Origin of the sequence: Candidatus Leptofilum sp. (assembly GCF_965223285.1) — a bacterium.
Classification (GTDB): domain Bacteria; phylum Chloroflexota; class Anaerolineae; order Promineifilales; family Promineifilaceae; genus Leptofilum.
Map to the genome: position 1 here is coordinate 2,500,583 of NZ_OZ244997.1, position 21,211 is coordinate 2,521,793.

Consider the following 21,211-nt stretch of genomic DNA (forward strand, 5'->3'; position numbering starts at 1 on the left):
ATCACACACCATTCGCCACCGCCCCGCCCCTACCATTATTGATTTAATTTTTGAAGGTTCATAAACCTATGGCTCATTTGGGAAAGCCCGACCAATCGATCCATTTTGTCTGCCCAGTTTGCCGTGGGGAGTTGACACTGCGCTCGGAAAATAGCCTAGATTGCGTAGCGGACGGGCTGACGTTTACCTGTGAGGCGGGGATTTGGCGGTTTTTGCCGCCGGAGCGGGTGGCGGCACTGGCGCAGTTTCGGCAGGAGTATGAAACGGTTCGCCAGCGGGAGGGGCGAGGCAGTGATGATCCAGCGTTTTATCGGAAATTGCCGTTTGTGAATGAGGCTGGCTGGGCATTTCGAGCACGCAGTTTTGAGACATTGATAGCGCAGGTGATACGGCCGTTCACACATCACCAACAAAACCGCCCCTTACACATCCTCGATCTAGGCGCAGGCAACGGCTGGCTTTCTAATCGTTTGGCAGCAGAGGGGCATGAGCTAACGGCCGTTGACCTTGGCATCAATATGCGCGATGGGCTGGGAGCAAAAGCACATTACCAAACCAAATTTACCGCCGTGCAGGCAGAATTTGATCATCTACCACTCGACGACGCGCAGGTTGATTTGGTGATTTTTAACGCCGCGTTCCACTACTCGGTGAATTATGAACAGACTCTGCAAGAGGCAACACGGGTGCTGCGGCCGGAGGGATGGGTGGTGGTGATGGATACGGCCGTTTACCAACAACAATCCAGCGGCCAGCAAATGGTCGCCGAGCGGGAAGCTGCCTTCACCCAAAAATACGGCTTCGCCTCCAACGCCCTGCCCAGCGAAAACTTCCTCACGCCAGCAAGACTGGACGCAATTGCAAACAATCTGCAACTACATTGGCGGCAAATCGAGACTGTTTCAGCGTGGCGACGCTGGGTGCGGCAGTTAAAAGTGCGTCTGCGCCAGCAGCGGGAACCCGCCCAATTTCCGCTGATTTTGTTTTCTCGCCCTGCGGCAGAATCCGAGGAGGCAGCCAGCCAATCCTTTGGGCACATTGGGCGCAATTCGCTGTGGCTGTGGCTGGCGCGGGTGGGGCAGCAGGGGATTGGGCTGCTCTTTTTGGCACTGGTGGCGCGGCAGCTTGGGGACGTGGGTTTGGGGCAGTTGAGTTGGGTAACGGCCGTTCTCTACATTGGCAACGTCTTTAGCACCTTCGGCCTGGACACGGTGCTGCTGCGCCAAATCGGTGCCACGAGGCGAACGGATACAGCACCATTGGCAAACGTGCTGGCGTTGGAGCTGCTTTTTGCCGCCATTTTTTACTTGGGCTTGTGGCTCTTGCCCTTTTCTGGGCAAACGGCCGCAACGGTAGCGGGGTTGCGGCTGTACGGCTGGGTGCTGCTGCCGCTGGCCTGGCTCACGGTGAGTAACGCCGCTTTACGCGCCTACGAGCAGATGGGCTGGCTGGCCGTGTTGACGCTCGGCACCGCGCTTTTTCAGTTGGGGGGAACGGCCGTCCTCTTTGCCTTTGGCGTCGGTTTTGCTGGCCTGATTGGCTGGCTGGTGGTTGTGCAAATCGTCTCTGCCGGGGGTAGTTGGTGGAGCTGCCGCCGCATTTTGCCCAATTTTGGCATCAATTGGCAACTGCTGAGGTTAGCCGAGATGCGGAAGTTGGCAAAGGTGGGGGTCTGGCTGGCGTTATTGATGGTAACGGCCGTTCTCTTCCAGCGCATCGGCATTCTCATTCTTGGCTGGCAGGGAACGATGGCGCAAACCGGGCAGATGGCGGTGTCGCTGCGGCTGGTTGAAGCGGCACGACTGCTGCCAGCGGCGGTGATGGGTGCAGTTTTCCCCGTGCTGGCGCGGCAGCAAGCCCCGATGGCAGGCTGGGTGCACTGGGGATTGTTAGGCTATGGTTTACTAGCCGCCATTTTGCTGACGGTGCTGGCGCGTCCTCTCATCTTTTTGCTATTTGGGGATACGTATGAAACGGCAGTCCCTCCGCTACAATTACTGGCCTGGGGCTTGCTTCCCTTTGCGCTGTCCCAGCCGCTGGCGTTGGAAATGATTGTAGCCGGAGCAGAAAAGCGGGTGTTGGCTGGCACTTTTTTTACGTTGGTGGGAACGGCCGTTATCGGTACGGCCGCATTTCAGTGGCAAGGATTAAATGGCTTGTCCGTGGGATTAGTTGCTGGCGAATGGCTGCTGGTAATTGCCCTTTGGATTTTGCATTAGAAATAAATGTGAGGTTATCTTTTGTAGGGGCAGACCCCCGTGTCTGCCCAAAAAGGGCGCACCCCTACCATATTGTCACCTATCAAGGTTAGGGAAGATGAGCTATCCAAATTATCCCGTAGATTTTGATTCACCGTCGATTTTAACGGCCGCATTGCGTCTGCAAAATCAAAAGCTGCCCCCTGCCCCGTCGTGGCTGATCTTTTGCCCACAGGTTAGCCTACTGAAACACGCCGTGAAGCGGTGGCGGGGCAAGCTCGTGGCGGGCTTTTTTGGGGAAACGTATCTGCTGGCAAAAAGTAAAAACCGCGTGGCCGTTGCCGGGAAATTTGGCGTTGGCGCACCCGTGATGGCCGTTTTAGTAGAGGAGCTTGCTTTTTGGGGCGCAACCCAATTTGTGCTGCTGGGCGTGGCGGGTGGCTTGCAGCCCGCTTTGCAAGCAGGCGATTTGGTTATGGCGAATACGGCCGTTCGCGACGAAGGCACGTCTTTCCATTATTTACCACCCGCAAAAACGGTAGCTGCCTCTGTAGATTTAACTAGCAAAATCGAGACGGCCGTCCACACAACCGAGCTTACTTGCCAAACGGGCGCCACCTGGACAACCGATGCGCCTTACCGCGAAACGGCCGTTGCCGTGCAGCATTACAAAAATATGGGCGTCCAAACCGTGGAGATGGAAGCTGCTGCCCTGTTTGCCGTGGCGCAATATTGCCAGGTACAGGCCACCGCGCTGCTCGCCGTCAGCGACTCGTTGGCATACGGCGTTTGGCAACCCGCCCCAGACCCCCGCTTGCCCATCGCCAATCTCAGCCAAGCTCTGGACGCGGTGGTAAAAATGGCCATGGAGGCATCATGATGAACCCTGCGATTGTGGTGGTGGCCTACAATCGTCCTGTTGCGCTTAGGCGGCTGCTTGCTTCGCTGGCAACTCTTCATGAGCCAGATGATGCCCCGTTGATTATTTCGATTGATGCGGGCGGGAATGCGTTTGAGGCGGTGCTGGCCGTTGCCAAAACATTTGCGTGGCGGTTTGGTGAGAAGCGAATTGTGGTGCAGCAACGACCGTTGGGTCTCATCAATCACGTCTTTGCCTGTGGCGATCTTGTGGATGAATTCGGCAGCATCCTCCTGCTGGAAGACGATCTGGTTGTGTCGCCGATGGCCTACCGCTACGCCACAGACGCGCTCACTTTTTACGCAGATGATCCCCGCATTGCCGGCATTTCCCTCAACGCCCTCTGGTTTCACGGCATTACCCATGAGCCGTTTACCCCGTTTTTGGATGATGGGGACGTTTTTTTTATGCAGGTCGCCTGGTTTCAGGGGCAAGCGTACACACAAAAACAGTGGTCAGCGTTTCGGGAATGGCGGGAAACGGCCGTTACCAAAATCCTCCCCACCGACCCCCTGCATGAACTGTTCCAATCCTTCCCGCCCACCGACTGGTTTCCCCTGAAAACGAAATATCTGGTAGAGACCAATCGTTTTTACGTCTTCCCTCGCGAATCGCTAACCACAAATTTTGGCGACGCTGGCACTCATGTGCATGGCACTTCGTTTTTCCAAGTGCCGTTGCAAACGCGGCGAACCAGCTTCCGGCTGCAACCTTTAGATGAATCGGTAGCTGTTTATGATTCATTTCAGGAGATGCTGCCCCAAAACGTGAAGCGGTTAACGGATCAGTTGGCTGCCTACGACTTCACGGTGGATTTGCACGGCACGCGCTCTTTGGGCAATATCCCCACTGAGCTTGTGTTGACCACCCAAGCCATGCGAAATCCGATGATGACGTTTGGGCTGGAGCTACGGCCGTTGCTGGCCAACGTCATTTATAATCAGCCAGGGTCGGGCATCAGCTTTGGCCGCACAGACGGGATTGACCGCCGCTGGCCTGCCCGTTGGCGTGCCGCCAGTCGATATCACAGTTATTTTGTCCGCCGTAAAGTCGGACGTTGGCAGCGGTTCAAATGGTGGCTCGGCGAAAAATTTCTGTAGGGGCAGACCCCCGTGTCTGCCCCTTTTCGGGCGCGCACGGGGGCACGCCCCTACCACAGCATTTTGGGAGAAAATATGCGAATGACCGCCAGCAGCATCGTGACCAACGCCGCAGGAGAGCTGCTGATGATCCAGCGGCACGACATTCGTACCTTCGACGTGCCGGGTGGCGGCTTAGACCCAGGGGAACTGCCTACCGAAGCGGCCGTTCGGGAAACGCTTGAAGAAACTGGGTTGCAAGTACGGCCGTCCCAACTGCTCGGCGTCTACCATTGGCCCAATGAACCCAATGCGTACCTCTCCTTTTATTTTCGCTGCGAGCTGATGGGGGGGACGATACGGCCGTCTGAAGAATCACCCACCGTTGCCTTTTTTGCACAAGAGAAGCTGCCCCGCCCCATCCTGCCCATGCACCGCCAGCGGATTCGGCACAGCCTCAATCACCACGGCTATCAGCCCCTCATGCTCACCCAGCCCATGACAATCGTGCAAAAAGCGGGCAAAAAAGTGCTGGGGCGCATCCTCTTTCCCCTCCAGCGCTGGCAGCGACGGCGCAGCGGCGAACTCCCCTGGCCAGAGCCATCAAGCTGGCGCATGGGGGCCTTTACCATCATTCGCAACGGGGCGGGGGCGGTGCTGTGGGTGAAGCGCACCGACATGGATGTGTGGAATTTGCCGGGAGGTGGCGTGCAGAATGAAGAGCCACCTTGGGAAACGGCCGTTCGCGAAACGCTCGAAGAAACGGGCTGCCAAGTTAAATTGTGTGATCTCACCAGCATCAACAGCTACAGCAACGAAGCCAACCTCACCTTTAACTACACCGCCGAAATTGTGAGCGGACAGCTTACCACTGGCTCCGAAGCGGCCGATTTTGCCTGGTTCTTGCCCGGTGAAGAGCCATCCAACAGCGTCCAGCAACACCTTGAGCGCGTGGCGGATGCGGTTGCAGCCTCGCCAACTGTGATTTTTAGGAAGCAGGACGGCCGTTTTCGCTAACATGACGCAGTCAACGCCCACACCTCCCCCCGGTTATGTTCATGTACGGCCGCTTTTTGCCGATTGGGATTTGCTAGACAAATATCCACGATGGCTGGTGCTCATCTACGCCAATTTGGTGGCCCTGCTGCCGTTGGGCGGGGGCGTGCTGCTGCTTTGGTTACCGTACCAATTTTACAGCTTCAACAACTCACCGCTGGCACTGTGGCCGGCACTAACGCTGCCGCTGGGCTGGAAAATCGTCTTGGGCGTGCTAATTTTCATGGGCTCTATGCTGCTGCATGAATGGTTACATGGCCTGGTTTTGCAACTGTTTGGGCACAAGCCCCGGTATGTCTTTCTCAAACTTTACCTCGTCGCCACCATTCAAAAAGGGAGCTTTCTTACCCGGCGGCAATATTTGGTGATGACGCTGGCTCCTATCGTCACGATGACGCTGCTGGGCGGCGGTCTACTGCTCTTTTTGCCCCCAGCTATCGGCCGACTGTTGCTCATTGCCCTACTGTTGAATACGGCCGCTTCCATTGGCGACATCTTGGTAGCGTGGCGCGTTTATCAAGCCCCACCAGAGGCGCGCTTTGGCGATGACCACGGCATTCAGCTATTTTTGCCAGCCAGCCAAACAGACCTCAACGCGCTATAATCACGCGAACCATCTCGCATAAGGAACTTTAGATGAATGTAGGCACCAACGGCATTGTCGTCGATCAGCATGGCAATGTGCTGCTCATAAAACGAAACGATACGCGCACCTATGCCCCGCCCGGTGGTGGCGTAGACACTGGCGAGTTTTTGCCAGATGCGGCCGTCCGTGAGGTACGAGAGGAAACGGGCTTGATTGTGCTGCCCGTCCGTTTGGCCGCATTAACCTTTCTGCCGCTTCCGCCTGAAGGGTACTTGGGTTTTACTTTCCGCTGCCTGCTGCGCGGCGGCGAGATTACCCAATCTGAAGAGTCGCCTGTGGTGGGTTTTTTCAAGACAAACCCACTCCCCAGCCGGATGAGCAGCTTCCACCGTGAGCGGGTTGCAAAAGCGTTGAACCATGCAGAGGAACGGCCGTTGTTTTTCCAGCATTCCGTCTCCACATTTCACAAAGCGGCCCGGTTTGTGCTGCGCAACGTCATCTATCGCGCAATGGATATCAAGCGAAAGCTGCAACGGCTACCGCCATATCAACCACCACCCACCTGGAAGGTCCACACCCAGTTACTCGTTGCGAACGAGGACGGAGCATATCTGTGGCATCGGCCAGACGACCAATCCCCTTGGCAGTTACCGGGGGGGCAAACCGCGGGACTAACTGCACCTTGGGAAACGGCCGTACGACTTGCCCAGCAACAAACAAACCGCCACCTGCAACCCCAGCAGCTTTGTGATGTCTATCTTGGCCCCCAAGAGACGCAGCTCACGCTTGTTTTCACGGCAACGGCCGACCAATCGCCCCAACCTGCCCCCAACTTGCGCTGGCTGGCTCCCGGCAATGAGCCAGCAGAATGTGATCCTCACCATCTGAAAATGGCAACTTTAGCAACAACAACGCCGCAGCCCACCCAATTCCACCAGCTCACAGAAGAATGAACTACTCCACCGCGAGTGGCCAGGGTATCAAAAACTCTTTTCGCCACAAATGGCGGGGAATTCAATCCCTTTAGGGCAAATAAAGCCCATAACCAGCCATTCCCGACGATTAATTTCAAGTCGGTACTTCGGTACCGAAGTGTAAGATATGGTTTAAGGATTTCCACATACCCTAAACTGAAATAAGATAGTCAGAACTTACGCAATGAAGACTACAAAAGTCTTATTCTCTGGAATTAACATCACTTGGCCCCAGACTTTTGTAGTCTGTTGAGGGCGAATGCGTAAGTCCTAATAGTTTTAACCAGATAGTCGAATGTATGTTGAATTTGCCATCTTCTATTGGGGGAAACCAGCCAGTTAACATCGGCAGCATGATCATGAACGAGACACACATTGAACCCACAGCAAATACCCACCCAGAAACGGCCGTTTCGCCCAAGCCCGCGACGGAAGAGCAGCTTGCAGTACTGTTTAATCGCGGCTGGGGGCACCTTATGAGCAAACGATGGCGCAAGGCCGAGGCCATCTTTACCAAAATTGCGTCGTACAACTCGCACTATGAGCAAGATGGGATGCGTGCCACGGCCCTGCGCCGCAGAGCGCAGTACGAGCGCATCGCTGAGTCAGCTCTGGAAACAGGGGAACTGGAAGCGGCGTTGATCGCCTTCAAAAAGGCAGATGATTTTGAGCACGCCAAAGAAGTTCACCAGCTTTTAACGATTCAGGAACTGGAAGCCAAAGCAGAAAAAGCAACTTCTGTGGGTAGCTACCAGGAAGCTGCCTGGATTTACGAGCATCTGCTCAATGATTACCCCAACCACGAACGAGAGACAACCTGGCAAATTAAGAAGGAGAGCTGCTGGGAGGCAGAGCTTCTGCCCTTCTTTTTGCTTGGCGTGCAGGCATTAGAGAAAGAGCAGTGGCGCACCGCTTACCAATCTTTTGCCCAGGTGCTGCTGGTAGACCCCTATTTCCGCAAGGACGGCCGTTCTGCCGCAGCGTTGTCTGAAATAGCCCGGAAAGAAGTCGTTTTGCTTGCCGACCAACTGCTGCGCCAGGGTCAAGTTAAAAATGCCCTCGACGCCTACCGCGAAATCGGCCACATGGCCCGCATTGAAAATGTGGATGAGTTTTTGCGCCTGCGCCAACGTGAAGAACAGACAGCGCAGCAGTTAGAGGCCGCCGGAAAATGGCAAGAAGCCGCCACCAAATACAGCTATTTGGCCACGCTTTATTATGATGAAAACGGCCGTACCCAATGGCAAGAGGCTGTGCTTCGCTGCCAGGAAAACCACACGCTCAACATGCTGTACACACAGGGGATAGCTGCCTACAACAACAAGCAGTGGTCAGATGCGGTCCGGCTGTTTGGGGAACTGTTGGCACTTCGTTCAGATTATCAGCCAGGGGAAGAGCCGGTGCGTAAACTGTACCGCATTGCCCGCTGGCGCAGCGTCACCAGCCATTTTATCTCCCAGTCCAGCAGCCCACCCCCAAAAATTAGCACAGGCAACTTGTAATAAGAAGCCCCAGCCGCTGAAAAAACGCTGGGGCTTTTGCTTCTGTTACGGCCGTAGCACAAACGGCAAATAAACAGTTACATTTTCTTCGCTAAACTCGTATGCACCACGATCACACTCGGCTCCAGCTGGCCGCGCGACACCTCGTTGATCGACTGCCGGGCAACCACTGCCGCTGTCAATGGCCGGCGACCCCAGCAGCAGAGCATGGGTAAGGCTGCTGCCCCCATTATTTTGCAGCGGCCCCAACTGCGGATTGGCACTCACCAAATCGGCCGTGCCGCCCAGCCCACAGCTATTGTCGCTGGCGATATTGTAGCCATTAGAGCCAATGCTGCCGCTGCAATCTGTGCCCGCACTATTGATGATGCTGTTCTTAAATTCAAGCGTGCCTCCCGCCACAGAAACGGACTGCCCTGCGCCCACAATTGAGGAATTGTTGTTCAGCGTGACGTTATTCAGCTCGGTGCTGGCAATACCTGCATTACGAATACCGCCGCCCGTGCCGATGGCACTATTGCCGCTAAGGGTGCTATTGGTGATGACAAAACTATTGTCGCCAGAAACTGGATCGACGTTGTGGACAATGCCCCCGCCATTGCCAGTGGCGCTGTTGCTGTAAACGGCCGTTTGCACCACCATCACATCGCCAGATTCTGAGCTAATCCCCCCGCCCCCGCCAGAACCTGCTTCGTTGTCGTAAACGTTGCTGGTTTGCACCGTCAGGTTAAACGAGTTGTGGATACCGCCACCGCGCGTATCGGCTATGTTGCCGTAAATGTCGCTGCCGCTAATTGTAAGCGTACCGCCGTTGGATACCCCCGCCCCGATTGGCGCATCGTTGTTGCGGACAGAAATGTTAGTTAGTGTCACTGTGCCAAAATTTTCAATGCCTCCCCCTGCACTCGCCTCATCGGGGGCATCCTCAGCGCTATTACTGTAAACATCAATGCCAGTTGCCCAAAACGTTCCCGCGCTTGCATTCTCAATACCCCCGCCAAACTTGGCACTATTGCCGTGAATAATACTGTTGGTAATGGTCATAACACTCAAATTGTAAATACCGCCCCCGGCACAATCTTCACAAAAGCCCACAACTTCATCCGCCACGTTGTTGCGGACAATCACATCATCTAAAACCATGACATCGTTGTTGGTAATGCCTGCGCCAAACGGTGCCATATTTTCTTCAACAATCACATCGGCAAGGGTCACTTGGCCAGCTTCGTTCAGAACCCCGCCACCTTCCAATGTTGAATCTCCGTTGCGAATCGTAAGACCAGAGATTGAGATGGTCGGGTCACCATTAATCAGAACGGCCGTATCCATCAATTGCCCGTCAATAATTGTTGAATCCGGCCCTTTGCCTTGAAAAATGACCGAGCGGGTAATCTCCACATTCTCAAAGTACGTGCCTGCTTCAATAAGCAATGGCGTATTTTCTGGCCCATTGGTTGCTGCATCCTGAATGCTGCCGTATGTGCAAGTTGGTGGCCCGGAGGTGCAAACATCCGCACCGCCAGCTTGCACCCGCCCATAAAGCAAGATGGTTGCTATGAACAATAGCGGCAAAAGTAGCGGAAGGGAAAGGTAGGAGAGTCGTTTCGTCATCAGAAATTCCTTTACGGGTAAAAGCCAAAAAGTATTTTGATTTGGATTGAGCGCAAATTTGGCTTTTACTTGAGCAAACCACAGAGAAATCGCGCTTCACTTTTCAAAGGTCGTTCTGTGGTTTGCTACAAACAAAGTAAGATAGATTGAACTCATATTTTATCATGCTGCCTGTCCACTGGCCTTACTGTCGGATTAAAAGATGGGTGGTGTTCTGTGTGGTTACGGCCGTTGCCGCTACAATTCCTCCCCATGTGGCAACGCAACTGCAAACTGATGCTTATCTTCATTCTGCTGCTAGGGCTCGTGGCTGCTTGCGAACGGCCGTCTGACGAGAACAGCCCCGCGCTGGCAGGATTTGAAAGCAACGTCGCCGGCGATGCAAACTCTCCGCCAACACCCACATTAGCCAACACGGCCTCGGCAACGTTAGCCCCCTTGGCAACGGCCGTTCCACCCACTGCAACACCCTTGCCTACCGTTTCCCCAACCCTATTTTTTACGGGTAGTGAGATTACGCCCTGCGGCCAACAACTGCCGCTGCTACCTCAAAACAATGTGCCAGCCACAACTGATTTGGCACCAGACCCAGCGGCATTGGCTGCTCTGCTCGCTGCCTTACCAGAATCCGCTCGCCCCGCTTGGGAACGGTTGGCGACCAATCCAGGCAGCGTCGGGCTGGTGGCTTACCGAGTCGGAGATGAGGCCAATGGCATTTACCACAACGCCGATGTGCAAATGCCGCTTGCTTCAGTGGTGAAGCTCATCAATCTGGTTGCCTACGTCGAAGCGGTCGCCGCAGGCCAGCTAGACCCTACCAGCTACGTGACTCTGGAAACATTGGAACGGTATTACTTGCCCGGTTACGATCTGGGTTCCCACAACCGCGCCGTTGCCGAATTGGCAGAAAATGGGCTGGTGCTGCCCAATCCAGACCGGATACGCCTGGAAGACGTGCCCTGGATGATGATGCGCCATAGCACCAACGCGGCTACAGATTATTTGCATATGCTGCTGGGGCAAACGGTGCTTGAGGAAACGGCCGTTTCTCTCAACCTGACGCAGCAAACCGCACCCTGTACCTTTTTGGGGCAGTTCATGGCCATGAGCAACCAAACCCGCCAAAACAACAGCGACCGACTGGCCATTCAAGCCTATCTGGAGAACCCAACCAGTTACGGCACGGAGGTGGTGCAATTAGCAGAGATGTACGTTAACGAAGCCAGCTTCCGTGAATTGGAACAAGCGTGGCACCGGAATGAGAGACGCCCGTCGCCCCAAGACCAACGTTACTTTAGCCACACGCTCAACGCCCACGGCACGCCACGCGAATATGCCGCCCTCATGGCTCAAATCGCCCAAAACGGCCTCACCAACCCGGAAAGTAGCTTTTTAGCCCGTCGTTACCTGGAATGGCCGATGATCTTCCCCGCCAACCAGGAGCGATTTAGCAACCTTGGTTATAAAAATGGCTCCCTACCCGGCATCCTCAACACCGCTTATTATGCCTACCCCATTGGCGAAAGCACCCCCACCGTCGTTATCCTCTTCTTTCAAGATTTGCCGGGCAGCAGTTACCGCACTTGGCGCGGTAGCCTGCCACACGATGAGTTTGCCCGCTGGTTGCTCGACAACCCAAAAGGCTTAGCACTCCTAAAAGCTGCCCTCACGCCTACGCCCTAATTTTGCATAAACTCTGATAAAATACGGTGACTATTCAGGTTCTAGGCAAGACGGCCGTTAAATCGCGCTTCAGTTTTCAAAATGGTTATTGTGATTTGCTATGTAAAAGCCAAAAAGTATCTTGGATTAGAATGAGCGCACAGTTGGCTTTTACTTGAGCAAACCACAGAGAAATCGCTATTCGGTTCTCAAAATATTTTCTGTGGTTTGCATATGATTTGGCACTGTAATTAGCTTCGAATGGATCTCACCCTGGCTCCATACCTCTTTGCCCTATTTCTTTCTGTAACCGTCTGTTGGTTTTTGGGCTTTTACGCCTGGCGTAGGCGGCAGGTAAATGCAGCCACGCAGCTAGCCGCCATATTGTTTGCCGCCGGATTTTGGGCATTTTGCTATGGCGTGGAACTCTTTGCCCCAACGCTGGAAGCTAAACTCATCTGGTTCAACATTAAGCAATTGGGAGCCTCATTACTAGGGCCATTTGTTTTATTATTTGCCCTCAGCTTTACCCGGCAAAAAGTAACCAATCAACGCTTTTTGATTAGCGTACTTCTTTTGGAACCGATCGCAACGCAAATTATTTTCTGGACAAATGGGAGTCATGGATTTGCCGGCACGCCTGTTTTCTACACGCAAAATGTACCTTTTCCCCTCTTGGCGTTTGAGTTTGGCCCCTGGTTCTGGCTCAGCATCTTTATTGGTTACTTTTTGTTCACCTTAGCTATTTTTATTCTTCTAGTCAGGCTGCCAGGGGCAAATAGCCTTTACCGCCATCAGCTCCTGCTGCTGTTGGCTGGGCATTTGCTACCCTGGGTCGCGGGTACGCTTGGCCTTTTTGAGTTCAACAATTGGCACTTGTTTGACATCACCACCTTTTTCTTCCCAATTTCTGGCGCATTGGTTGGGCTGGGGCTTTTCCGGTATAGGCTGTTACAGCTATCGCCAATGACATATTCGGCCGTTTTTTCCAGTATCCGAGATGGCATTCTACTTGTTGATGAGAGCAATCGGATTATTGAAATGAATCCAGCAGCTTGCCATCTATTGGGTTTACGCGAACGCGAATTAATTGGGCAGAATATTTTTGACATCCTGCCGATACAGGATGCGCTGGCACCCAATAAAGATTGGCTGGCCGAATCGCTGAATCTGGAATTTTATTACGAAAAGGAGGGGCAGTATCGCTATTTGGAGCTGCACGGCACCAATATTGTTAGCAATATTTATGTTTCTTCAGGCCGTGTACTCATTATTTATGACGTCACAGAGCGTAAATTAGCTGATCTGGCACGCCAAGTCTCAGAGGATCAATATCGGACTATCTTCGAGGCAAACAGTGCCCCAACTGTAATGCTCAATGGAGATATGACAATTACCTTAGCAAATACACCTTTTGCAGCGTTGTCTGGATATGCTCGCACAGCCATTGAGGGAAAGTTAAGCTGGACGCGGTTTGTACATGAGGACGATCTGGGGACGGTTCGAGATCATCATCAGCAGCCAGATTCCAACGTTAGCGGTGTGCCAAACAAGTATGAATTTCGCTTTCTGGATCGGAATGCAGAGCAACGAGATTTGTTGGCAACCTTTGCCCAAGTGCCAGATTCGTCCATCAGCATTGTGTCTTTACTTGATATTACGGAACGTAAGCAGGCCGAGCAGCATTTACAGCAGCGGGCTACGGATTTGGAAGCGGCCGTTCGCTCTGAACAGGAGCGGAGTGCCATTGTGCTAGAAAGCGTGAGTGACGCGATTGCCTTGAGCGATCTCAATTACAGAATGGTTTATGTAAACCCAGCTTTTACACAACTAACGGGCTACAGCAGTGATGAGCTGTTGGGCAAGCCAGCCTTATTCGTAGTGAACGGCCGTTTACCCCAACTTATCTGGCGGCAATTTACCAACGCCCTCATCGACGAAACAATTTGGGAAGGTGAAATTCAGTTCAAGCGCCAAAATGGCACGGTGTACGATGCGGCCGTTCTGGTTGCCCCGGTTTATGATGGCTCAAAAAAATTAATTGGCTATGTGTCCAGCCACCGCAACATTACCAAAGCCAAACAACTGGAACAATCGCGTCGCCAATTTGTCACCAGCATCTCTCATGAGCTGCGCACACCGGTAACGAACATTAAGCTCTACGCCGACTTGCTTCATCGTCATTTTGATTCATCCCGACGCGACCAATATTTTGCTGTGCTAAACGAGCAAATTGAACGGCTGGAACAAATCATCAAAAACACATTGGAAATTGCGGGTCTGGATGACAACAAGAAAGGGCTGCAGCGCGAGCTGATCCATTGGGAATCATTATGCAACAATTTGCAGGTACGGCTGCACACACAGGCAACGGAACGAAAAATTCTCCTCAAATTCGCTCCCAGTATGCTCCATTTGCCTAGCTTTCTTGGCGACCCGCAGCGCTTGGCACAGGCACTGTATGAACTCATTCACAATGCCCTCACGTTTACGCAGCCTGGCGGTTTGGTAGAAGTGCATGGGGCTGTGGCCAAAACAGATGACCTAAAATGGCTAAAAATGTCCGTATGTGATGATGGCCCCGGCATTGACACCCAGGAACAGAAGCAGGTGTTTGATCGCTTTTTTAGAGGCAAGCGCGCTGCTTCCGGCAATATTCCCGGCACTGGCTTGGGGCTGAGTATGGTTAAACTAATTGCCGAAGCGCACGACGGCCGTATCACGCTCGAAAGCACCCCCGGACAAGGCAGCACCTTTACCCTGTGGCTTCCCCTCACCTAAGTTCTTGACCCTGACATTGCCATCTGTAGCAATTTCACTATAGTTAGCGACGGCCTCATGAAAAGGCTAATGACTGCATAATTCCCTGGAAACTGCTTGCGGCTTCATGCATCTGGCGAACAGTTTCGACGGAACGCAGAGACCGAATCGAATAATTGTTTTTGCCTGGAATCCCCGTCTGGGCGTAACGAGAAGGGAGAGAAAATGGACGTTGTTGAACAACTTCAGGAACTGGTTCTAACCTATGGCCTCAACATCTTGGGAGCCGTTGTCATCCTTATTGTGGGCTACTGGCTGGCGGGCGTTGTCTCCCGCTGGGCACAGAGAGCCTTGTCCCAAACCAACACCAACGAAGCGTTGCTCCGCTTTGTGGGCAACCTGGCCTACTATGCCATCCTGGCCTTTGCTGGCGTAGCCGCTCTGGAGCGCGTGGGCGTGCAAACTGCCTCCTTTATCGCGGTGCTGGGTGCGGCCGGATTGGCAATTGGGCTGGCCTTGCAAGGCGCACTCTCTAACTTTGCCTCTGGTGTCATGATTTTGCTCTTCAAGCCGTTTGAAATTGGCCACTACGTAGAAATTAACGATGCCTTTGGCCAAGTGACAGACATAAAAATCTTCAGCACCGTTTTGCTTACCCGCGAAAAGAAAACCGTGATCATCCCTAATGGCCTCATTATTAGCGACAAAATTACCAACTACTCCAAAAAGGGTTACATTCGGGCCGACATGGTGTTTGGCATTGGGTATGATGACGATCTGCTAAAAGCCAAGCGCATTTTGGAAGAACTGGTTGCGACCGATGAGCGTGTCTTAGAAACACCTGCGCCCAGAGTTGCCGTGCTGGAATTGGCAGACAGCAGCGTGAATTTTGCCGTACGGCCGCACGTAAAAATTGAAGATTATTGGGACATCCGGCTGGAGATGCCAGAGCGTGTAAAACTTCGCTTTGATGAGGAAGGCATCTCTATTCCCTTCCCGCAGCAAGATGTACATCTCTTTCAGTCAAACTAGAGGATGATGAACAGAAAGGTCATTGCTTACTTTTTTGCCTTCATGGCTCTGGGGATGGCCTCAGCGGCTTTGGGGCCAACGTTGCCAGGGCTGGCAGAGCAAACCAGCACCCAGCTTAGCAGCATCAGCTTTTTGTTTGCTACCCGCTCGCTCGGCTTTTTGACCGGCGCTATTTTAGCGGGGCGCATCTACGACCGCTTGCCGGGCCACGCTATACTGACCGGAATGCTGTTAATGATGGGCGTCGCGCTGGCGTTGGTGCCGTTTACTAGCCAACTTTGGCTGCTTACCTTGCTCATGTTGTTGGCAGGCGTCGTGGAGTCGGGGATTGACGTGGGCGGCAACACCCTGCTGGTGTGGTGCTTTGGTGAAAAAGTAGGCCCTTACATGAACAGCCTGCACTTTTTCTTTGGGCTGGGTGCTTTTTTATCTCCCATCATCATTGCCCAGACGATGCTGGCCACCGAAGGGGGCATTCGCCTGGCGTACTGGGTTTTAGCAATGATGGTCTTGCCTGCGGTGCTGCTATTTAATCGCTTTCCCAGCCCGCCGATTCGTGCGCGGGATACGGCCGTTCACGGCCAGCACGCCAATCGAACCCTCATTGTGCTGGTAGCCGCTTTTATGTTCCTATACGTCGGCGCAGAAGTGTCGTACGGCGGCTGGATATATACTTATGCCATTACGCTAGGACTTAGCACAGAAACGGCCGCAGCCTACCTCACCAGCTTCTTTTGGGGCGCACTCACCCTGGGGCGGCTCATTTCCATTCCCCTCACAGCCCAACTCCATCCCAAGACAATGCTCGGCGGCGCGTTGGCTGGCTGTGTGCTGAGCATGATCGTGCTGCTCGTCTGGCGCATCAGCCCGGCAGCATTGTGGGCGGGCACCATTGGCTTGGGGCTGTCTATGTCCGTTATCTTCCCCACTACGCTCGCCTGGGCAGAGCATACCCTTTCGCTGAGTGGGCAAATGACCAGCTACTTTTTTGTGGGCGCATCACTCGGTGCCATGACGATACCGTGGCTCATTGGCCAGCTTTTTGAAAGCGTGGGCGCAGTTGTAACCATGCTTATCATTTTCATCACGCTGCTTGTCGCCGTTCTCGTTTTTAGTCTACTCATTTGGCAAGCACGGCTTCATCAGGAGGCAAAAGCCGCGCGGCTGATAACCTAATGACCTGTCCGATTAGTAGCCACAGAGATTAACAAGAAAATCTCTCAAGAATCTCTGAGTTCTCTGTGGCTTCTTCGGATAGTTTCTAAATTGCGTGAGGAACTATGTCTCAAATATTCAGCTGGCAAGAATCTGATTCCGAAGAATTTATTGATTACGGCCGTTACTTCGTGCCCCAGCGTGAATACCAGCTACAAACAATCGCGGATCTCATTCCGCGGCCAGGTGGCGAAGCGCACATTTTGGAACTTAGCTGTGGCGAAGGGTTGCTGGCGGAAGAACTGCTGCGTCGTTTTCCAGACGTGACGCTGTACGGGTACGACTTGTCGCCGGCCATGCTGGAGCAGGCTACGCAACGTCTGGCACATTTTGGCGACCGCTTCGTGCCGCGACAGTTCGATCTCAACGACCTTGAATGGCGCACGGGCAAACCTACGTTTCACGCCGTCGTTAGTTCGCTGACCGTGCATCATCTGGATGGGCCAGACAAGCTGCGGCTGTTTTTGGATTTGTACCCGATGCTGCTACCGGGCGGCACGCTGGTGATTGCTGATTTGGTTGCGCCAACACGCAAATTGGGAACGGCCGTTGCAGCCAAAGCATGGGATGAAGCCGTGCGCCAGCGCAGCCAGCAGCTAGACGGCAACGATGATGGCCTCACCCAGTTTGAACGGCTCAAGTGGAACCTCTACCGCTACCCGGAAGACCCAGAGACAGCCATCGATAAGCCAAGCAGCCTGCTGGATCAGCTAAAATGGGTAGAGCAGGCAGGATTTACGGCCGTAGACGTACACTGGATGCTGGCCGGGCACGTCATCTACAGTGGGGTAAAACGATGAGTGTAGGACGATTTTTAGGCGGCATTATGGCTTTGGTCCGTGAATTGGAAAACGGCCGTTACCTCCTCCTGCAACGCACCAGCAGCAAGGATGTAGGCGCAGGCAATTGGGAATGCGTCACCGGGCGCGTGGACCAGGGCGAAGGGTTCGAGGCCGCCCTCTACCGCGAAGTACAGGAAGAGATTGGGGTCACCCCCGAAATTGAGTTCATTCTAGGTACCACCCACTTCTATCGCGGGCCTGCCATTCCAAAAAATGAGCTACTGGGCATGGCCTACGCCTGCACTATCCCGTCCGCTAACACCGTACAGATTAGCGATGAGCATGACGCCCATCACTGGTTTACGGCCGCCGAGCTAACAGAGTTTCTGCCAAGTGAACATTGGTTGCCCCGCGTGATCCAGCGTGCCGAATTTATGCGCCAGTATTGGCCACAAGAGCTAAAGGACTATTTTGCAGAACGGCCGTTTGACCTAAACTAACACATTCGCAACTTGCACAGGCTCTATTGTGAAACTCTGCGTTCCGCTTTTAGATTTTGGAGGAAATCATGAGTAACGGATTTGAAGAAATATTGACCACAGCTAACCCTGATGTCGCCAGTCTGGCTCGCCAAGCCAAAGCGCTGCTGCAAGATGTAATGCCCGACATCGTAGAAGTCGCCTGGCCCAAGCAAAACATCGCGGGCTACGGCGTTGGCCCCAAAAAGATGTCCGAGCATTTTTGCTATATTGGCGTTTTCAAAACGCGAATCAACCTTGGTTTTTACTACGGTGCTGATCTACCAGACCCAGAGAATCTACTGGAAGGTGCCGGCAAGAATATGCGCCACATCAAAATCAGCCGCCCCGAGCAATTAGAAAACCCGGCCTTGCGCGATCTGGTGGTGGCCGCCTCCAAACATCTGCCCAACTTAAAGTAAGCAAGAACTCAGGTTGGCAATGTTTCTGGTAGTTGTAAGGAAAACCAAAAACGACTGCCCTGCCCTAGCTGGCTTTCTACCTGAAGCGTGCCCCCCATCGCTTCAACAAGTTGGCGACTAATGGCAAGCCCAAGTCCTGTACCCATTGCTTGCAAGGGATCATTCGCAACCTGAACAAAGGGATCGAAAATCCGTTGCAAATCGTTTTCTGCTATGCCGCAGCCACTGTCGGTTACTTCAAAGCAGAGTGTGGGAACGGCCGTGTCCACTTCCCAAGCTGTTACAGTTAACGTAACTTTGCCCTCCTGGGTAAATTTAATGCCATTGCCCAACAAGTTAATCAAAACCTGTCTTAGGCGTTGTTCATCCACATACGCAATTTCTGGCAAACCATCCCCAAGGTGTAGCTGTAAATCAAGTCCTTTTTCTACTGCTGATAAGCGCAACATGCTTATCACATTGGTCACAAGTGCAGAAAGCGGCACCGGATTGATATGTAGCTGTAGCTGCTGGGCTTCCAGCCGGGAAATATCAAGCAAATCATTGATCAAATCAAGCAAGTGCGTCCCGCTATTGTGAATCCCCTGAAAAAATTCTTGTCGTTCGGCTGATGACAACTGGGCGTCGTGGTACATTAAATGGGTTGTTAATCCCAAAATGCTGCTCAGTGGGGTACGCAAATCATGGCTCATCCGAGAGAAGAGCGCACTACGAGAGCGATTCGCTTCCTCAGCCTCCTCCTTTGCCACAATTAATTCCTGTTTTGTGACTTCAAGCTGGGCGTTCTTTTCACTTAAATATAGTGCCTGGGCTTTAATTTCCTCATTATTGCGAATGATTTGTTTGGTAATTTGGTGAAGAATTACCGTGGTGACAAAAACTGCAATGAGCGCCATAACCAGCTCATCTACCCCCACCGACACAAAATGTTCTTCCTCAGGAATTCGTTCAGCTTTTTCGGCAATAAATAGTATGATCAGGAGCACGGCCGTTAACACACCTAAGGGAATCACAGCCCGCGTTCCCAGCAAAAATCCTGCCAGTGAAAGCAGCGCAATTAACACCAGCACTGCTTCATCCCGAATCCCCCCATTCATGAGCAAAGATGCCATAATTGCCGTGTAACCAGCAACTACCAACACCCTGCTTACTAGCTGAATCCGTTTTTTCTTGGTAATAAAAAATAGCACAATTGAGATGCCCGCCATGCTGCTACTAATAATTGTGCCAGAAGGTTCATCAGCAATAAACCAGGTCAAAATCGCATAGCTTGTGGCAATGACGATGCAAAAAAGGAGCAAATAATGTAACGTTTGTGCAAATACATTTTTCTGAGGATCGTCAATAGTGGGCGGCGAAAACAGCTCTTTAAAAAAAACAGCTACTTTAAAACGACTATCATAAAAAGAAGGAAACGATGGTTTCATTTAGGGCATTGTAGCATGAAAAAACATGAAAGGAGCGTTGATTCCAATCGCATTTTTTGGCGTATCGCAGTACATTGGCACCATGAAACAAATACAAAAGCTGAAACTTCGGCGCTGGTTCATTTGGTTAGGTTTGTTGCTGGTGCTGGGCATTTTTCAGTTGAACGTAAGCAAACCAGGCAAGGAGGTGATTGCCTGCCCAATAGAGTGTGCCCATACGTTAGAAACCTCTACATCAGAGTCTTTACGTGTCCTTTCCTTAAACATGCTGCATGGCTTCCCCAACTTTGATTTTCTGGCAGAGCGAGTGGAACTACTTATTGACGAAATCGGCCGTTTAGATGTGGATATTGTTCTGCTTCAAGAAGTTCCTTGGAACAAGGTGCAAGGGCAAATTGCGCAGCAGCTAGCAGAAAGAAGGGGCTTAAACTACGCTTATTATCGAGCCAACGGTAATTACTCTTTGATTGGCTTTGAAGAAGGCTCCGTCATTTTGAGTCGGTTTCCCCTACAAAATATCACCTTCACCGAACTGCACCCCCCGGCGAGTTTCTTTGAGAATCGTATTGCGCTCCATGCCCAGGTTCTGATTCCTCAAGGGGCCATCGATCTGTTTGTTACGCATTTAACCAATGGCAGGGCGGCTGTTAATGCAGCCCAAACTGAGGCACTGCTCGCCTTTGTACAAGATGAGGCTAACTATCCAGCTATTGTGGCCGGGGACTTTAACGCCACGGAAGATTCACTTCAAATTACCAAGCTAACGGCTTCGTGGCGGGACAGTTACCGTTTGGCACATCCAGAAAGAGCGGGGGGAACGTGCTGCGTGTCGGATCCGCGCCGCGCCTCGGCAGCAGACCTGCAAGCCCGCATTGACTATCTATTTCTTGTACCGACAGCAGAACAAACCATAACTGTTGTGGAAATAGAGCGGGTATTTGACGAGCCTTTTGAAACAGCCAACGGCCGTCTCTGGCTGTCTGATCATGCCGGTTTGCTGGCTACAATTTACATAGAGCCGCAACCGTAATCATTCTTCTAGCAAATCTTTGAGCACTGCTTGTAAGGTGTCAAACGATTCTGGGCCAAAATAACGCACCACCACTGCTTCACGCTCATCTAATACAGCTACCGCCGGATGCCCCCGCAAGCCATACGATTGCTGCAACTCAACAACCTCAACTTCGGCCGCATTGAGCCGCAAAAACGTAATTTCGTCTCCAAATTCCGCCTCTAGCCCATTCACGATGGGCGCAAATTCTTCTCAAGGCGGTCAGTTATCGGTGTAAAAAAGCACAAAGGCTGGACCAGTTACCTCTGGCACCGCTGCTGGCTCCGCATCAGACGACCCACAACTGACGGCCGTAAACAAAAGCACTATGAGGGCAACGGCCGTTTTCCAAATCCATCGGTTCATTAAAACCTCCTCATCTGATAAAAAAAAGTTACCCGAACAGTAGTGTATAAT

General features: G+C 52.7%; 19 protein-coding genes. 15 read left to right on the plus strand and 4 right to left on the minus strand.

From position 1 onward, the window contains the following. Window positions 1-68: 68 nt before the first annotated feature. The 7 genes from ACOQPU_RS11410 (at window position 69) to ACOQPU_RS11440 (ending at window position 8,314) form a co-directional block, all read left to right on the plus strand. On the plus strand, window positions 69-2,219 hold the full coding sequence (locus ACOQPU_RS11410) for a methyltransferase domain-containing protein (RefSeq protein ID WP_420645233.1): 2,151 nt from the start codon (window positions 69-71) through the stop codon (window positions 2,217-2,219). 97 nt (window positions 2,220-2,316) lie between these two features. After that, complete coding sequence (locus tag ACOQPU_RS11415) at window positions 2,317-3,078, plus strand: nucleoside phosphorylase (protein ID WP_420645234.1); 762 nt, start codon at window positions 2,317-2,319, stop codon at window positions 3,076-3,078. After that, window positions 3,075-4,217: a hypothetical protein gene (locus ACOQPU_RS11420; RefSeq protein WP_420645235.1), complete on the plus strand. Its 1,143-nt coding sequence runs from the start codon at window positions 3,075-3,077 to the stop codon at window positions 4,215-4,217. Before ACOQPU_RS11415 ends, ACOQPU_RS11420 begins: the two co-directional genes overlap by 4 nt. 12 nt (window positions 4,218-4,229) lie before the next feature. Beyond that, window positions 4,230-5,213 carry an NUDIX domain-containing protein gene (locus tag ACOQPU_RS11425; RefSeq protein ID WP_420645236.1) on the plus strand — a complete coding sequence of 328 codons (984 nt, stop codon included), beginning with the start codon at window positions 4,230-4,232 and terminating at the stop codon, window positions 5,211-5,213. Between the two features lies 1 nt (window position 5,214). After that, window positions 5,215-5,856: a DUF3267 domain-containing protein gene (locus tag ACOQPU_RS11430; protein WP_420645237.1), complete on the plus strand. Its 642-nt coding sequence runs from the start codon at window positions 5,215-5,217 to the stop codon at window positions 5,854-5,856. Window positions 5,857-5,888: 32 nt separating this feature from the next. Beyond that, window positions 5,889-6,791 carry an NUDIX domain-containing protein gene (locus ACOQPU_RS11435; protein WP_420645238.1) on the plus strand — a complete coding sequence of 301 codons (903 nt, stop codon included), beginning with the start codon at window positions 5,889-5,891 and terminating at the stop codon, window positions 6,789-6,791. Window positions 6,792-7,171: 380 nt separating this feature from the next. Beyond that, window positions 7,172-8,314, plus strand: coding sequence for a hypothetical protein (locus tag ACOQPU_RS11440; RefSeq protein ID WP_420645239.1), 1,143 nt, complete (start codon window positions 7,172-7,174; stop codon window positions 8,312-8,314). 45 nt (window positions 8,315-8,359) lie between these two features. Here ACOQPU_RS11440 and ACOQPU_RS11445 read toward each other — a convergent pair whose 3' ends face one another. Further along, window positions 8,360-9,925, minus strand: coding sequence for a choice-of-anchor Q domain-containing protein (locus tag ACOQPU_RS11445; protein WP_420645240.1), 1,566 nt, complete (start codon window positions 9,923-9,925; stop codon window positions 8,360-8,362). A gap of 276 nt (window positions 9,926-10,201) precedes the next feature. On the opposite strand from ACOQPU_RS11445, the gene ACOQPU_RS11450 reads away from it, so the two are divergent. From ACOQPU_RS11450 to ACOQPU_RS11480, 7 genes are all read left to right on the plus strand, one after another. Further along, window positions 10,202-11,608, plus strand: coding sequence for a serine hydrolase (locus tag ACOQPU_RS11450; protein ID WP_420645241.1), 1,407 nt, complete (start codon window positions 10,202-10,204; stop codon window positions 11,606-11,608). Window positions 11,609-11,848: 240 nt separating this feature from the next. Next, a complete protein-coding gene (locus ACOQPU_RS11455) occupies window positions 11,849-14,368 on the plus strand; it encodes a PAS domain S-box protein (protein WP_420645242.1) in 2,520 nt (839 codons plus the stop codon). Window positions 14,369-14,572: 204 nt separating this feature from the next. Further along, window positions 14,573-15,379 (plus strand): mechanosensitive ion channel family protein, encoded by an 807-nt coding sequence (locus ACOQPU_RS11460; protein WP_420645243.1) that lies wholly within the window; start codon window positions 14,573-14,575, stop codon window positions 15,377-15,379. 3 nt (window positions 15,380-15,382) lie between these two features. Further along, the gene (locus tag ACOQPU_RS11465) at window positions 15,383-16,555 is read left to right on the plus strand and encodes an MFS transporter (protein WP_420645244.1); all 1,173 of its coding nucleotides are present in this window, start codon (window positions 15,383-15,385) and stop codon (window positions 16,553-16,555) included. Between the two features lie 104 nt (window positions 16,556-16,659). Then, window positions 16,660-17,394: a class I SAM-dependent methyltransferase gene (locus ACOQPU_RS11470; RefSeq protein WP_420645245.1), complete on the plus strand. Its 735-nt coding sequence runs from the start codon at window positions 16,660-16,662 to the stop codon at window positions 17,392-17,394. Continuing rightward, a complete protein-coding gene (locus tag ACOQPU_RS11475) occupies window positions 17,391-17,876 on the plus strand; it encodes an NUDIX domain-containing protein (RefSeq protein ID WP_420645246.1) in 486 nt (161 codons plus the stop codon). The genes ACOQPU_RS11470 and ACOQPU_RS11475 overlap by 4 nt, the downstream gene beginning before the upstream one ends. Before the next feature lie 68 nt (window positions 17,877-17,944). Then, entirely contained in the window at window positions 17,945-18,316 is a 372-nt protein-coding gene (locus ACOQPU_RS11480; protein ID WP_420645247.1) for a DUF1801 domain-containing protein, read from the plus strand. A gap of 8 nt (window positions 18,317-18,324) precedes the next feature. On the opposite strand, the gene ACOQPU_RS11485 is transcribed toward ACOQPU_RS11480, so the two are convergent. Then, window positions 18,325-19,575 (minus strand): sensor histidine kinase, encoded by a 1,251-nt coding sequence (locus ACOQPU_RS11485; RefSeq protein ID WP_420645248.1) that lies wholly within the window; start codon window positions 19,573-19,575, stop codon window positions 18,325-18,327. 250 nt (window positions 19,576-19,825) lie between these two features. Between ACOQPU_RS11485 and ACOQPU_RS11490 the strand changes: the two genes are divergently transcribed. Continuing rightward, window positions 19,826-20,773 carry an endonuclease/exonuclease/phosphatase family protein gene (locus ACOQPU_RS11490; protein WP_420645249.1) on the plus strand — a complete coding sequence of 316 codons (948 nt, stop codon included), beginning with the start codon at window positions 19,826-19,828 and terminating at the stop codon, window positions 20,771-20,773. Here ACOQPU_RS11490 and ACOQPU_RS11495 read toward each other — a convergent pair whose 3' ends face one another. Together ACOQPU_RS11495 and ACOQPU_RS11500 are read right to left on the minus strand one after the other, a co-directional pair. Further along, window positions 20,774-20,989, minus strand: coding sequence for a hypothetical protein (locus ACOQPU_RS11495; RefSeq protein ID WP_420645250.1), 216 nt, complete (start codon window positions 20,987-20,989; stop codon window positions 20,774-20,776). Window positions 20,990-21,016: 27 nt separating this feature from the next. Then, window positions 21,017-21,160, minus strand: a complete 144-nt coding sequence (locus ACOQPU_RS11500) for a hypothetical protein (protein WP_420645251.1) — start codon at window positions 21,158-21,160, stop codon at window positions 21,017-21,019. Between the last annotated feature and the right edge of the window lie 51 nt (window positions 21,161-21,211).